The sequence below is a fragment of the Ruegeria sp. SCSIO 43209 genome (genome assembly GCF_019904295.1).
In the GTDB taxonomy this organism is placed as follows: Bacteria; Pseudomonadota; Alphaproteobacteria; order Rhodobacterales; family Rhodobacteraceae; genus Ruegeria.
On the sequence record NZ_CP065359.1, the window covers coordinates 2616590 to 2630178 of the forward strand.

The 13589-nt window shown below is 51.7% G+C and carries 14 protein-coding genes; 8 read left to right on the forward strand and 6 right to left on the reverse strand.

What is annotated here, in order from left to right; all coding sequences use genetic code 11:
* Nucleotides 1-9: 9 nt before the first annotated feature.
* Genes I5192_RS13140 through I5192_RS13155 form a run of 4 tightly spaced genes read right to left on the reverse strand, consistent with a single transcriptional unit; the run spans nucleotide 10 to nucleotide 3139 of the window.
* Nucleotides 10-1083: a C4-dicarboxylate TRAP transporter substrate-binding protein gene (locus I5192_RS13140; protein WP_170511719.1), complete on the reverse strand. Its 1074-nt coding sequence runs from the start codon at nucleotides 1081-1083 to the stop codon at nucleotides 10-12.
* A 35-nt stretch (nucleotides 1084-1118) separates the two neighbouring features.
* A complete protein-coding gene (locus tag I5192_RS13145; RefSeq protein WP_170513201.1) occupies nucleotides 1119-1574 on the reverse strand; it encodes an OsmC family protein in 456 nt (151 codons plus the stop codon).
* Between the two features lie 18 nt (nucleotides 1575-1592).
* The gene (locus I5192_RS13150; protein WP_170733676.1) at nucleotides 1593-2258 is read right to left on the reverse strand and encodes a malonic semialdehyde reductase; all 666 of its coding nucleotides are present in this window, start codon (nucleotides 2256-2258) and stop codon (nucleotides 1593-1595) included.
* Nucleotides 2255-3139, reverse strand: a complete 885-nt coding sequence (locus tag I5192_RS13155) for a fumarylacetoacetate hydrolase family protein (protein ID WP_223117019.1) — start codon at nucleotides 3137-3139, stop codon at nucleotides 2255-2257. Before I5192_RS13155 ends, I5192_RS13150 begins: the two co-directional genes overlap by 4 nt.
* Before the next feature lie 84 nt (nucleotides 3140-3223).
* On the opposite strand from I5192_RS13155, the gene I5192_RS13160 reads away from it, so the two are divergent.
* The 4 genes from I5192_RS13160 to I5192_RS13175 all read left to right on the forward strand — a co-directional run bounded on the left by I5192_RS13160 (nucleotide 3224) and on the right by I5192_RS13175 (nucleotide 4998).
* Nucleotides 3224-3610 (forward strand): YciI family protein, encoded by a 387-nt coding sequence (locus tag I5192_RS13160; RefSeq protein ID WP_223117020.1) that lies wholly within the window; start codon nucleotides 3224-3226, stop codon nucleotides 3608-3610.
* Nucleotides 3611-3661: 51 nt separating this feature from the next.
* Nucleotides 3662-4318, forward strand: coding sequence for a GntR family transcriptional regulator (locus I5192_RS13165; protein WP_255611858.1), 657 nt, complete (start codon nucleotides 3662-3664; stop codon nucleotides 4316-4318).
* A 1-nt stretch (nucleotide 4319) separates the two neighbouring features.
* On the forward strand, nucleotides 4320-4499 hold the full coding sequence (locus I5192_RS13170; protein WP_223117021.1) for a hypothetical protein: 180 nt from the start codon (nucleotides 4320-4322) through the stop codon (nucleotides 4497-4499).
* Nucleotides 4500-4656: 157 nt separating this feature from the next.
* Entirely contained in the window at nucleotides 4657-4998 is a 342-nt protein-coding gene (locus I5192_RS13175; protein WP_370644314.1) for a dienelactone hydrolase family protein, read from the forward strand.
* A 702-nt stretch (nucleotides 4999-5700) separates the two neighbouring features.
* Here the strand turns inward: I5192_RS13175 and I5192_RS13180 are convergent.
* Nucleotides 5701-8349 carry an AsmA family protein gene (locus I5192_RS13180; RefSeq protein WP_223117022.1) on the reverse strand — a complete coding sequence of 883 codons (2649 nt, stop codon included), beginning with the start codon at nucleotides 8347-8349 and terminating at the stop codon, nucleotides 5701-5703.
* A gap of 423 nt (nucleotides 8350-8772) precedes the next feature.
* Between I5192_RS13180 and I5192_RS13185 the strand changes: the two genes are divergently transcribed.
* From I5192_RS13185 to I5192_RS13200, 4 genes are all read left to right on the forward strand, one after another.
* Entirely contained in the window at nucleotides 8773-9042 is a 270-nt protein-coding gene (locus I5192_RS13185; protein WP_255611859.1) for a potassium channel family protein, read from the forward strand.
* Between the two features lie 180 nt (nucleotides 9043-9222).
* Complete coding sequence (locus I5192_RS13190; RefSeq protein WP_170403697.1) at nucleotides 9223-10302, forward strand: AI-2E family transporter; 1080 nt, start codon at nucleotides 9223-9225, stop codon at nucleotides 10300-10302.
* Nucleotides 10299-11363 (forward strand): HlyD family secretion protein, encoded by a 1065-nt coding sequence (locus I5192_RS13195; protein ID WP_223117024.1) that lies wholly within the window; start codon nucleotides 10299-10301, stop codon nucleotides 11361-11363. Before I5192_RS13190 ends, I5192_RS13195 begins: the two co-directional genes overlap by 4 nt.
* A complete protein-coding gene (locus I5192_RS13200) occupies nucleotides 11353-12363 on the forward strand; it encodes a DUF2955 domain-containing protein (RefSeq protein WP_170424669.1) in 1011 nt (336 codons plus the stop codon). The genes I5192_RS13195 and I5192_RS13200 overlap by 11 nt, the downstream gene beginning before the upstream one ends.
* 241 nt (nucleotides 12364-12604) lie before the next feature.
* On the opposite strand, the gene I5192_RS13205 is transcribed toward I5192_RS13200, so the two are convergent.
* Nucleotides 12605-13504 (reverse strand): AraC family transcriptional regulator, encoded by a 900-nt coding sequence (locus tag I5192_RS13205; protein ID WP_223117025.1) that lies wholly within the window; start codon nucleotides 13502-13504, stop codon nucleotides 12605-12607.
* Between the last annotated feature and the right edge of the window lie 85 nt (nucleotides 13505-13589).

Genomic DNA, 13589 nt, shown 5'->3' on the forward strand with positions numbered 1-13589 from the left:
GCCAGACTGTTACTCGGCTGTCCAGTCACGCACTCCGGTAAAACCGGCGTCCTGCAGCTTGCCGAGATAAGCGGCCAGTATCGCGTCGCCTTGTTCACCGTTCTCATTCAGTGTGGCTGCCCATTCCTGTGCTACATTTGGCATTGCGTTGGCCCAGGCCGCTCGGTCTTCGTCCGAAACTTCGACAATCGTCCCGCCGGCTTCGGTGTATGCGTCCCTTGAGGCCGCAGCCCGGTCCATAGCGATGCCAGCCACATGATCACGGTAGTCAATTGCGACGGCCTGCAGAACGCCTTTGACTTCATCCGGCAACTTTGCCCAATAGTCAGAATTCACTGTGATCGTCTTGGAGTTCACGGCACCCAAGTCAGCTTTGAGCATGTAAGGAGCTACTTCGGCGATCTTGAAGGTCTTGGCGGCTTCAGGCCACAGCATCGCACAATCAACAAGGCCGGTTTGCAGCATATTGTAGAAATCGGTCAGGCCACCGCGAACCCCCGCTGCATCTTTGATACCTTCGAGATATCGGAGGTTCAGTCCCGCCCCTGCCACTTTTCGGCCTTCCAGATCAGAAACAGCCGAGACCGGCTCTTTACAAAAAACCTGATAAGTATCGAGCACTACACCGGTCGCCAGATAGACTTGGTTCTGCGCAGCGAACTCATTTTGCATCGCTGGGTATTCGCGCGCGATCTCATCCACGGCTTTGGCTACCGCGCGAGAGTCCGATGACACGAAGGGGGTCGACCCCGATATCCCCTGACTGGGCAACTTGGACGAATGGAAGATAGTTGTGACAATGCCGATGTCGCCAAGGCCAAGCTGGATCCCTTCCAGCACGCCCTTCGGCTTTACGATCGAACCGCCATAGTTCTCTTGCCAGTTCATCTTGTAGTTGCCGGAGTCGGCCAGCCGCTTGTCCACTTCTGGAATGAAGAAGTTGGTGAATTCTTTCACCCACAAGGCCCGATCGGGATAGCCATCAATCACGACGGCGGAAATGGTCTCTTCTGCTGCAAGAGGCAACGCCATGGTGCCTGCCAGAGCAAATCCCATTAGGCTGCGTTTAGTCCAGTTTTTCATTTCTCTCCTCCCAGAAAGTCGGGTCCTGTCGATTTTTATTGGTTGGTTTTGACCCAGTTGACGGTCAGGTCCGTGCCTGCCGCTTGAAACAGTTTTGCGATGGCGCAATACTTGGCTGTCTCCTCGCCCACGCGTGTCAGATCCTCCTGACTGGCGGGCGTATCGCACTTCACAGTGAGTTCGATTTCGGGAAACGGAACATCGATCTCCTCTTCCATCAGGACACCGCGCCGATCCAGCCTGCATTTCGCGTCGATTGTCACAGTGCCGAGGTCAACTCCCAACCGATGTGCGTTCTTGTGCCCGATGACATTCGTACAGGCGATCAGGGCTGCCATTGCGGTTTCGGTCGGAGACGGGCCAAGATTTGTTCCGCCTCGTTCCACGGGCTCGTCGATAATCACGTCCAGATCGCGAATTGGGATCTCGGTTCGCGCGTGTGTCGGGCATTGAGCTGTCGTACGGTAGGTTACGACAGGTTTGACTTTCATCGCCACAGCGTCACCTCCTCATGCATAAGAGCAAACCTTTTCGAATGAGAAGCGAGGCAGCTTGTGAAACAATCCTGTTTCGTCTGCGTAGCCCAGATTGCAAAGAAAGTTAGACTTGAGCGTCGTACCCGCGAAGAATTCCTCGTCGACGATCTTGTTTGAAAAGCCAGACATGGCGCCGACGTCCAACCCAACCGCACGCGCGGCGATCATGAAGTAAGCGCCCTGAAGCGTTCCATTGCGAAACGCTGTATCGGCTACATATTCGGGATTATTTTCGAAAAGTGGCCGTCGATCTTCGTGCGGGAAAAGAAAAGGTAATTCCTTCCAGAAGTCCATGTCATAAGCAATGATCGCAGTGACCGGCGCATCCATCATCTTTGGCACGTTCTTCGGCTTTAACGACTTAGCTAGGCGCTCTTTTCCTTCCGCACTTTTAACGAAAACGAAGCGGGCGGGCAGCGTGTTCATGCTGGTCGCGCCGTTGATCGTGATGTCATAGATCTCTTCAAGCAATTCGTTAGAAACAGCCTTGTCGGTCCAGGCGTAATGAGATCTGGATTCGCGGAGGATCAGAGCAATTGCGTCGTCTGAAAGACGTGGAATGCGCTCGCGCAGATCGCGATGATCTTGCTGCGCCTTTGCGCGAAGTGCCTCCAGCTCTGCCCCGGTTGGTGCGCTCATGCTGCGGCCACCTTAGTCTCGGCGTCCTTTTCGTCGATGACGGGGCTGGCGCATATGCCGATGCCCTCAATCTCGACCTCGACGGTTTCACCCGGCTTCAACCAACGTGGATTGGGCTTTTTGGCGTGACCAACACCCGGCGGCGTACCCAACGCAATCAGATCACCGGGTTCGAGAGTGGTATATTCCGAGATCGTGGCGATGACCTGACGAACCCCCCAGATCATGTTGGCGGTGTTCGAGCTTTGCAGGATTTCGTCCCCCACTCGGCTTTCGATTTTCAGGCCGGATGCTCCCTCCGGCAAGTCTTCCGGCGTTACAGTGAAAGGGCCGATCGCGCCTGTGTCATCGAAGTTTTTGCCGGGCGTCCATTGAACGGTTTTACGCTGATAATCCCGCAGCGACCCGTCGTTAAACACGGTGTAGCCGAAGACATAATCCAATGCGTCCTCTTCCGAGATATGACGGCCGCGTTTTCCAACGATCAGCATAAGCTCGGCTTCGTAGTCGAGTTTCTCGGAACAGGTAGGCCGCACCATAGGTTGCCCTGCCGCCATGATCGAATTCTTCCCACGCATAAACAGCGTCGGATACTCCGGGATATCATACCCGCCTTCCTTGATGTGGTCCGTGTAGTTCAACCCCATGCAAATGATCGTTCCGGGAGCGGCTACGGGCAATGCCGGAGTGATGGAAGACACGGGCACACTGTCTGCCGCGTCAATTTGGGGGGCAAGTGAGTCGGCCAGTTCAGGCTTGGCTATCAAACCCATCAAATCCGAACCGATTGCAGGATGCAAAGCCGTTAGATTCACTGCATTTTCGCCGTTTACAGCAAAAACCGCTGTGCCATCCAAAGTCTCTCCCACCAGGTATTTCATTTTCACCATCCATGTCAGTTCACTTGATTTTTGCCGACTATTTTGCAATATGTCAAATAATATCGATATTTTTGGAGGACGCAAATGGTTGCCTGGGCGAACTACAAATCAGAAGCAAAAAGCCGTGGTGCACTTGCTTTGGAACTCTACGTAGTACTCAGCACGCCTGCCAAAAAACCCGAAGATGTAAAGGCGTCGCTACCTGACCACCTGGCCTATCAGGCACAGCTTGAACGCGCGGGACAGCTGGCTTTTGCAGGGCCAATTTCTGATGAGACTGGTGAGCACATGCAAGGAATGGGCCTGATTATCTATCGTGCTGACAGTCTTGAGGCTGCCCGAAAACTGGCCGAGGACGATCCGATGCATCAAAGCGGTGCGCGCGAATTTGAACTTCGGCGCTGGATGATCAACGAAGGCTCGCTGAGCCTTTCAGTTGGCCTATCGACTGGAACGAGTGCCCTCAGTTAAGAGCAATCAAAAGTTTTGCCGCGAACAAAGGAACGGTCGGATATGGACGCCATGCTTGATACTGAGGGCAAAGAGACATCTGCCACGCATGGCGCGTATCGAAGGCTGCGCGACATGATATTGACCGGAGAATTACCTCCGGGACAAAAACTCAAGATCGAGCAGCTTCGGGGCCTTTTGGACACCGGCGCTAGTCCGGTTCGCGAAGCGCTTAGCCTTTTGACTTCGGACATGTTGGTCGAGCGGATTGATCAGCGCGGATTTCGCGCAGCACCAGTCAGCAAATGTAATTTCGAAGAAATACTTCTGTTGCGCTGCAACCTTGAGGAAACCGCGTTGCGCGCCTCTATCACCAACGCGGATGAGGCCTGGGAAGATCGGCTTGTTTTGCGTCACCATCATATGAAAAAGGCCGGCCAGAACGGCGCGCGTGACTTTGAAGACGCTCACAAGGAGTTTCATATGGCCTTGTTGGACAATTCGAATCTGCCGTTGCTTATGCGGTATTGCTCGCAGCTTTACGACCTGAACATTCGCTATCGCTATCTGGCGGCTGGCGGTTCGAGCTACAAGAAGCGGGACATTGCCGCTGAGCACCAGCAAATCTTGGACGCCGCACTGAACCACGACGCGGACAGCGCAACTCGGCACCTGGTTGATCACTATCGTCGAACAGGCGAATACCTGAGTAGTCAGATGGAGCCCTGAAATGCAGCGGAATTGGTTTCTGGGTGATCTATTGAACCAATTTCTGGAGCGTACTGAAATAGGCGTGGCCAAGATGACAAACGGTCCATTGCCGAACTATGCGAAGCGCTATTGTCTGCCGAAGGTGAAGTTTCAGGCTTCACTCTCGCGTCTACGATCCTATGGCGCTACCACACCCTGAATGATACGGAGAAACTAGACTTTTTTGTCTAGTTGAATGACCAACTTGAGTTGGATGCGGCTCAACTTTCTGCGACAGCCCGCATCTACGCCAGTGATCAAAGTGTCAATTTTTATCAAAGGCTTAGTGAAGTTTCAGAGCCAGGGCGGGATGAGTTGTGGGTTTCTTCTATGGCAGTGGTGTGGTCAGCGCAATTGCCGTGGCCTCCCCAAAATTGGCGGCGGGCGTGCCATTCTATGGTCGCCAGCCAGCAGTTGAGGATGTGGCCAAAATTCAGGCACCGTTGCAGATTCAGATGGGAGAGCTTGATGAGCGCAGCAACGCAGGTTGGCCGGATTTTGAAGCCGCCCTGCAATCCAACGAAAAGGTTTACCAAGCCTACATCTACGATAATGCCAACCATGGTTTTCATAACGACAGCACGCCTCGTTATGACGAGGAAATGGCAAACCTAGCCTGGTACCGCACCATTGATTGGCTCAACACTTATCTGAAGTAACTACAGTGTACGGCGAAGCGCGCATTGTGTTTTAATCGCTTCGTCGTAACCCTCAGTCTACCGGTGCCGATTCATTTTAAGCTCCAGTAATCTATCTTCCATGATCAGATAGGTCGAAAGGAACGCTTGGCTACAAGGCTTGGGAAAAAAGACATCATCGCTAAAAGAAGCCTTCATTGGCGGGGTACAAAACCATTGGTTGTTTACTAAAAACGTCGAAACACGAGCGTCCTGTGGGAGTTATGTGAGGCGTTCTCTGGTTGAGTGGTCGACTCGTCAGAGTATAGCCTGCACAGTCACCTAAGCCTGAATGCTTGCTACTTAAGTTCGCCGGATATCCCTCTCACCTGCTGCGAATTTCCGCATTCCGCCCGAAGTAATCCCAAAAGATGAAGTTGAATTGGATACCTGATGAAAGAAGTGAGGCGAAAATGGCAAGGTTTTGTCACTGGTGGCAGAACTATGTGTCGTTCACGCTTAACTAAGCGATTGATTTTACTTTAGCTGCCATTTCAATAGTGCACACGTTTTTCCATTTGCGTCTCAAAGTCCTTCCATCATGTCGGCTGAACTCTAAGAGAGTTTCCATTCAACTAAAGTGTGGAATACATCGAGAGAAAACCCAAAGCAAAGATCGCATCCTGAAAGCGATGTCATTCTTTTTGAACTTTATTTGTGTTCTTTTGTCGACTGCCTTCGCCACTACTGCAGTTGTAAAATATCCGGAACGCAGAGTTTTCTTTTTGCCGGCATTTTGTCCGCACCATCCGATCGTTTCAGTCGCTTGGGACCGTCTTTTACCTTGATCTTCGGCTTCGCTAGTGGGCCTTTCAAGGTCACGGGCCAGGGGCTCTTCGACAGAGGTTCGCCAATCTTGCGGGGCTGCAGGTTTAAGTCCAAAACCTTGCCCGCCACATTAACACCGCCAAAGACGACGACTTGGACATGATCTGTCTCCAATGTGGTTTGTTTCGTCGAAATACTTCCATTTGAAATACTAATCGGTGCACGCAAACATACGATCGGAGCAATCTTTTGTTTCTCTTTGGTAAACACCCAAGGTAGTATCCCTAGCCCTGCCAGATCCAAAAGCTGGGTCTCGATCGAGCCGTCACGCATTGAGACCGTGGCATTGCCGTTCATGCTGTTGGCAAAATGCTTAGGTGAATCGGTTCCGCCGGTCACCGAAAAATCTGCATAGATGGTACCGCTTGCACCCTTTTTGAAGTTCAGGTTGTGAAGAATTTCATCCAGCTGCCAGCCGCCTGCTGTGCCGGTCAGCGTGAGCAGATGCGCGTCGTTCGATAGATCCATTTGTCCGCTGACATCGAAATGAGCACCTCCGTATTCAAAATTCAAAGGTCCGGCCTTGAGTTCATTTTCGTTGAGCGTCAGTCCACTCCGCAGACTGCTGATGCCTTTGGCGCCCTCTATGTGCCGAAGATCAACGTCGACATCCATATCCATACCGGACAAGAGAATTGAACGCCCAATAGGTTTAAGTGTTACGTCTCTTAGAGGACTAGAGACGCCAGATTCCTCAATGACGTCTTCCTCGTCGGGCTCTGGACCGCCAATTTTCCTCAATTGTGCAGCGGCCTGAACGATGGTTCGGATCTGATCTATCTTTATCAAGTCACTCTCTATGGAACCCTGTAGTACAGGATCACTCGTTGCATCATCAAGATCGGCCACAATTTGCAGGACAGAGTCGGCAACCTTGACTTTGGCATTCGCATCCCAATCGGTTCCTTCGCTGGCAAGGCCAATTTCAAAGATAGCCTGTCCAGTTTCCACCCGTTCAAGCGATAGGGCTTCTAACAGGTCCGCTCCGGAGGGGACTTCTACTTGAATTGCCAAGTCCAGGTTCTCGAATTTGAGCACATTTTTGACAGAGCCATGCACCTCAAGGTTCCAAAGTTCCGTTTCGCTTGTCTGGCCATCCAAATTTGTCAGCGAAAGCTGATTGATGTCGCCGTTCAAATGAAAGTTACCAGAAAATCGACCAAGTTGATCATCCGGTCCCAGAAGCTCTGGTGAGATCAAGCTGCTTGCGGGTATATCCATTAACCCGTCGGCCGATATGCCTTGTAATTGCAACGCGTCTTCGACCGAACCGTCCAAAATGATAAATGGATCAGCAGGGTTCCCAATTCTCAAATTGATGTTTCCAACACTCAAGGCGCCTTCGGGTGTTCTGGAAAGCTCGGAAAACTTAATCGGGGGCGGCCCTTCACCAGAGGTATCCAATGTGAACCCGTTGGTTTCAATGACCATTTGCCGCTGCGGGACCTGCCCGGGTACGCTATCGATAACCATGTCAACTGCTATTAGTTTTAGATCATACCGCGACGCGGCTGGGGCGGGTTCAGCATCTTCAGGGTACAACCGAATGCGGGTTGTCAGGGATACGTCTTCTGGGTTTCCCAACTCTCCGATTTGTCCCGTCAGCGAAAGGCTTTGCCCACCATCCAATTCAGTCAATACAGCCAGGTCATCAATCCGGGCTACGCCGTCGACTGATTTGAATGTTGCACCAATGCTTCCTGAACCCTCCAGAACGCGATTGAGTTTCAGGATATCAAGAAGCTGACCAAGTTCGGCAACCTCTATGGTCGTATTCACTTGTAGCCCGTTCTCTTCAGGGACTTCTTCGGCGGCAATCGCAATCTGTTCGAAGTTCACTGCGACCTGAAACGGGTCGTCCGCGGGAATGCTCGCGTTCAGATCAAACTTCTCTCCATTTAGTGAACCAGCCCCAACCGCGGTCGCAACGTCGGTTTCCGTATCACGCTTTAAAAACAGCTCAGGAAGCTGCAGATCCAACACAAGCCCGTTTAGATCGTTCTGGTAAAGAACGGCAACATCGGTCAGGTCAATTTTTTGGTCCGTTAGAATTCCAGCCACAGACAGGTTTGCAGGTTTGGCCGGATCCCCGGCTTTAGCGCCCGTTTGGGAAGCGGACTGCCAGTTTCCGACACCGTCTTTGTCCGTGATCAAGTTGAGGTGAACACCCGAGATAGAAAGCTCACTCAGCGACAATTTGCTGTTCCAAAGGTCGCGGGCAGAAATATTGAACTCAAGTTTGTCGATTGCCGCCAGATTCGCTTTGGTCTTGATCGCGCCGGGTAGTACCAATCCCGCTGCGGATACCTGCAGTTGCCGACCAAGGCCTAGACGCACTTCATCTTCTATTAACACGTCCTGACCAAGTTTCTTCGAGATCAGGTTTTCAACAAAAGTGGTTCTGAAAGAAGAAAACAACGCAGAGGACAGGAAAAGCCATGCCACAACAACCGCGACGAACGCGACAGCGCAACAAACCATTACACCTCTTGTGATGAACCGCACGCTTTTCTCCTAAGGTTCTGATTCCTTTCTTGGGCAGACTAGACCATTAAAGCATCATGTTAATGGAATATGTGGCTTCTTATTTTGCTGAACCCTAAATGACCTTGACCATTTAGCCGACTTCTCTTGCGGAATTGGTCGGGCGGCCAAGAAACGGTTAAAGGACTAAATTTAGGATGTGCTGCTGATCCAGTTTCAAAATAGCTGGCTTGAAACGCGTTTAACGTTTCATAAACGAGCACATTGCATTAGCTTTGACGACTGCGCCTGGACGCCCCAATTAAACTAGACGCGGTTAAAATGCTTCAATTTCCCACATCCATCTAATTACTGTTATATGTGAATTCTTCAAACGACGGGGACACAATGAATTCGCTAACTAGAATAACACGTGGGATAGGCGTCGCTTTCAAGGACGGTAGAGTGAAAGGCCTTCTTGCCTTCACAGTCGGAATTATTTTATGGGCCTCGGTCTTCTACCACTTTGTCGAAGGTTGGAGTTGGCTAGACTCGATCTACTTTTCCGTAGTGACAATTTCGACCGTAGGGTTCGGTGACTTCTCACCTGAAACTGCGGCGGGGAAAATCTTCACAATGGTGTATATCATTGTAGGCTTGGGTGTTTTCGTGACTGCGGCGACCACAGTGGCAGATACAATCTTGTCCCAAGACGACGAAAAAACGGACAAATAGATTATCCCAAATTAAGGCAATTTGAGTTCATGCGCAGGTATCAGTGCGACCGCGCATCTGAAGCCGTGCCTCGGATTCACTCGTACCTTCAAACTGATAGATGATCGCCGAAAACTCAAAAAATATACATATTACGTTTTTTGAGTGTATTGTTTGGAAAACAGATAGTGGAGGGATGGAATGGAAAAGACCCAGGACGCGAAGATTGTCGACCTCGCGATACGATTGCTCTTTCTCGGATTATTCCTCTACAGCGCCCTGGTCATGGTGGCTCCGCTTGCAAGTGTGGTTATCTGGGCAACGATACTCTGCGTCGCGCTCTACCCGGCATTTGATTGGCTGCAATCCAAGCTGGGAGGACGTAAGAAGCTTGCCACAACAATTATCGTTCTGTTGGGCCTTGTTCTGACCCTGGGGCCAGTCGCAACTGCGGTGTCTGGTGCTGCAGAACTAGGGTCTGAATTCGCGGAACAAGCAGACAAGGGTGAATTGAAAATCCCCCCTGCGCCCGAGGGCCTCAAGGAATTGCCGTTGGTTGGAAATAAAATCTCCGATGTCTGGGGAATGTTTGAGCGCAATCTTGACGGCGCGCTTGCAAAATACGGCGCGCAAATCCTTGAGATCACCAAATCGCTCTTCGGAAAGGTGTTGGGCATTGGTATCGGGCTTCTTGGCTTAGCTCTGTCCGTATTGATTATGGGGGCATTGTTCAGCCCGGGGCCAAATTTGGTCCAGGGTCTTCAGCGCTTTGCCAACCGTGTCTTTGCACCACGCGGCGGTGAATTCGTGACACTGGCAGGCGCAACGATCCGGAACGTTACAAAAGGCGTGATTGGCGTAGCAGCCATTCAGGCTGTTTTCGTTTGGATACTGCTGGCTTTGTTCGGGATTTCTTCGGCCGCCACACTGGCATTTGTCTGCCTCATACTCTCAATTATCCAAATCGGGCCCGGATTGGTTCTTATACCGGTAATTATCTACGCATGGAGCTCCATGTCTGGCGGAACTGCTTTGATCTTCACCATACTGGCCGTTCCAGTCATGATAATGGACAGTTTCCTAAGACCCGTGTTCATCTCAAAAGGCCTTGAGACTCCCATGTTGGTCATCCTCATCGGTGTTCTCGGAGGTATGATGGCGTACGGGTTGATCGGCGTTTTTATGGGGCCGGTACTCTTTGCTGTCTTCTATGAGCTGTTCAAGGTTTGGATTGATACCTCACCTGAAGCCGAGGGCACGGTTGAAGGTGCGGCGAAATGAGGAAAACGATATGGACAACCCTGGCTGTCATTCTGATTTTTCTTGTCTGGTATCTGGTCGCTGATCGAAAAACGCCATTTACCGGGAACGCCAGAGTAAAAGCTGTGGCCACCCAAATCGTGCCTCAGGTGACTGGAACGGTAACGGAAGTTTTGGTAGAAAACGGCCAAGTCGTTTCGGCAGGTGATGTTCTGGTTCGAATAGATTCCAGACCCTACGAAATCGAGCGTTCAAGGGCGGAAGCTGATCTTGAAGCGGCAACCCAAGAGGTGGGTGCGTCTTCGGCAGAGGTAAGTGCGGCACAAGCCAAACTCGCAAGGGCGCAGAGCGATCTGGATACGATGCGCATTCAGACGGAACGTGTATTTGCGCTCGAAAAGAAAGGGTTGATTGCCGTCTCAAAGGCCGATGATGCACGAGGACAACTGGCAGAATCTGAGGCAAACTTTGAGAACGCAAAAGCTGATTTGGAAAAAGCGAAGCAAAGGCTTGGTGACGATGGGATTGAAAACCCGAAAATCCAGCGCGCACTGGCGGCCTTGGCGGATGCGGAATTGAACCTTGAATGGACCGAACTGCGTGCTCCGGCGACAGGTGTCATTTCTAATCTGCTGATTGCCCCCGGAACGTATGCGCGATCCGGTCAGGATCTTTTGACGTTTCTGGATGCAACCGACGTCTGGATAGAGGCGTATTTTACCGAGAACAATCTGGGAAGAGCTTCAATAGGGTCTCCGGTTGATGTGGTGTTGGATATGCATCCAGGTAAGATCGTTCCGGGCGTCATTGAGAGCTTTAGTGCTGCTGTTTCTTTGAGTGGCGGTGATGAGCCGGGGCAATTGGCGAGCCCGCCAAGCACCAAGGGATTTTTGCGGGAGCCTGAAAGGTTTCCGGTCAGGATTGTTTTACCCGGCTATGAAGCTGGAAGTGCCGAAGACGATCTTCGCTTTCAACTGAACGGGCAGGCCGATGTGATCATGTATCTAAGCGACAACTCGTTGCTGAACCTCGTAGGCCGCGCCTACATCCGCGTAGTTTCAATCTTCTCCTATGCGTACTGAGGATCAAAGCTCTGTCACCCGGCTTGCGCTGGGTGTTACGGGTGTCTTTGCATTGGGCCTATTTCTTGGGTGGCCCCTTGCCGTTGTTGGGGCGGTGTTCACTGCCCTTTTCCTTCAAGCACCTGCGGCACTACCTTTGGCAGCATTTGGTAAGCTGTTTGTCTTCTCGATTGGATTGATGTTCATTTCGTTCCTTTTGTCGTCAATCTTCTCACCTTATCCACTTGTGTTTCTCATTCTGGTGGCCATTGGAATAATCCTGTCTTTCATTTGGTCAGTTTCCGGTGCCGGAGTATTGCCGGGTGTCATCGCTCTCATGGGGGCGTTGATGATTCCGAATTTGGTGCTGCAATCACAGGATCTGGCTTTGGTGCTTGTGTATTGGATCCCGTTGAACCTGCTGTTTGCTGGCTTCGTATCGACGCTGATGTTCGTGTTGATACCCGCTGCACCTCAAACGGCACCTCAAAAGAAAGCTGCAGCATCGCCGGACTTCGACTCACATCGCCGAATAGTCAGGATGTCTCTTGTCACAGTGCCCTTTGCTATGGCGTTCTTTATTTCCGGCGCTTCTGCTTTGTTAGTCCTGTTTTTTGTCGCCCTGCTGAGCCAGCAACTTGCGGCAATGCCTGCTGCAGGCAAAGCAGTTGCAAAAGCAATGCTGACGGCAAATCTACTTGGGGCGGCAGTCTCCATCATATGCTATGAAATAAACGTAATAGCTCCGGTTATTCTAACCCCCATTCTGCTGTGTTTTTTCTTTTGCCTAACACTCGGAGCACTTGGAAAGTCAAAAGTCCCGCTCGCCGCCGCCGCCGGTTCCGCTATTACAACAGCTCTGATTGTATATGGCGGTTCGGTTGCGCCCTTTTCAGACGAGGCTGACGTCAAGAGCATCACTCGAGTATTGCAAGTCGCCAGCGCCGCTTTCTTTGTAATTATCGCATATGTCGTGGTGGATGAATTCTGGCCAGAAAAAGAGCGCCAGGCGACTCCATGAAGTTAGTTGCGATAAAGCTTGGCGCTGAAACCAGCAGAGTTCCCAGTTTGACCGATTTTTGCAACCATCGCTCGAATTGCAGCGCCATAATAAACCGCGAACATTGCTGAAGCGGTTTTATGTCAAGCGATCTCTGGTTGAGTGATGGCCGTTCTGTGGAACAAGTTCGAAAGGCTGCCTCCTCACGGGACGAATGAAGCTTTCGCCGAAGCTGCGCCAACGTCTGCCTTCCCTTCGAAAGTCAGCGTTGAGCAACACTGACCGGAAGTTTCTGTGCGTTACCCCATTGCCTCGGCGATTGCCCATACATGCGCCTGAACTCGCGACTGAACTGGGACGGGCTGACGTAACCAACGTCCATTGCGGCTTCGTTCACAGGCATCCCGCCCGCGATCTTCATGGCGGCGTTGTTGAGGCGCATCGACTTAACGAATTGGATTGGTGCCATCGTCGTGACTTGCTTGAATTTACGATGGAAGACGGCCCGGCTCATGCCCGCTCGGCTTGCCATATCGTCAATCGAGACCGGCGCATCCAAGTGTGACGACACATGTGCAATTGAACGTGCGATGGCGTTGCCAGCACCGAATGCCTGCCGGGCGAAGGTGCCAGCTTCTCCCCTCAGGATCGCATAGAACACCTCACGTAATCGCGCCTCGCCAAGAACTGCTGTATCCGTCTCGCTGTTTCCGAGCTGCAGTAGCCGCAGCAGAGCTTCAGTGAATCCATCGTCCCATCGTGCAAACCTAATTCCTGGCTCCCGCAGATCTCCTTTGACCGAAGGCAGAACGCCCCCGGCATTTTCCATCTCCATTGCCAACTCGGCCATGGCGCGTTGCTCAAGAGAGATCATAACCCCGTAGAGAGGGTTGTCATGCGAGGCCAAAGGCGTCCCCGCCTTGACCGGCATCGACATTGGGCAGCAGAGGTATTGACTGTTGTCATATTCGTATCTTCGGCCATCCAGAACGGCTTCCTTCACACCACTCACAATGGCCACGATGCAGGGCTCGTAAACGGCTGGAACACAGGGGATTGATTGCGTGGCGCGAAATAGCCGCACGCCCTTGATGCCTGTCTCGGTCAGGCCGTCTGTTTCGGTTCGGTTAGCGATGATTTGTTTAATCTGATCCTTGCTCATAACAGAGATGTAATGGCTCCAGATCGATGCTGGCAACTACCTTGATGTAATCGGGCAAGTATTCGCGATGATCTCGCCTGTTTCT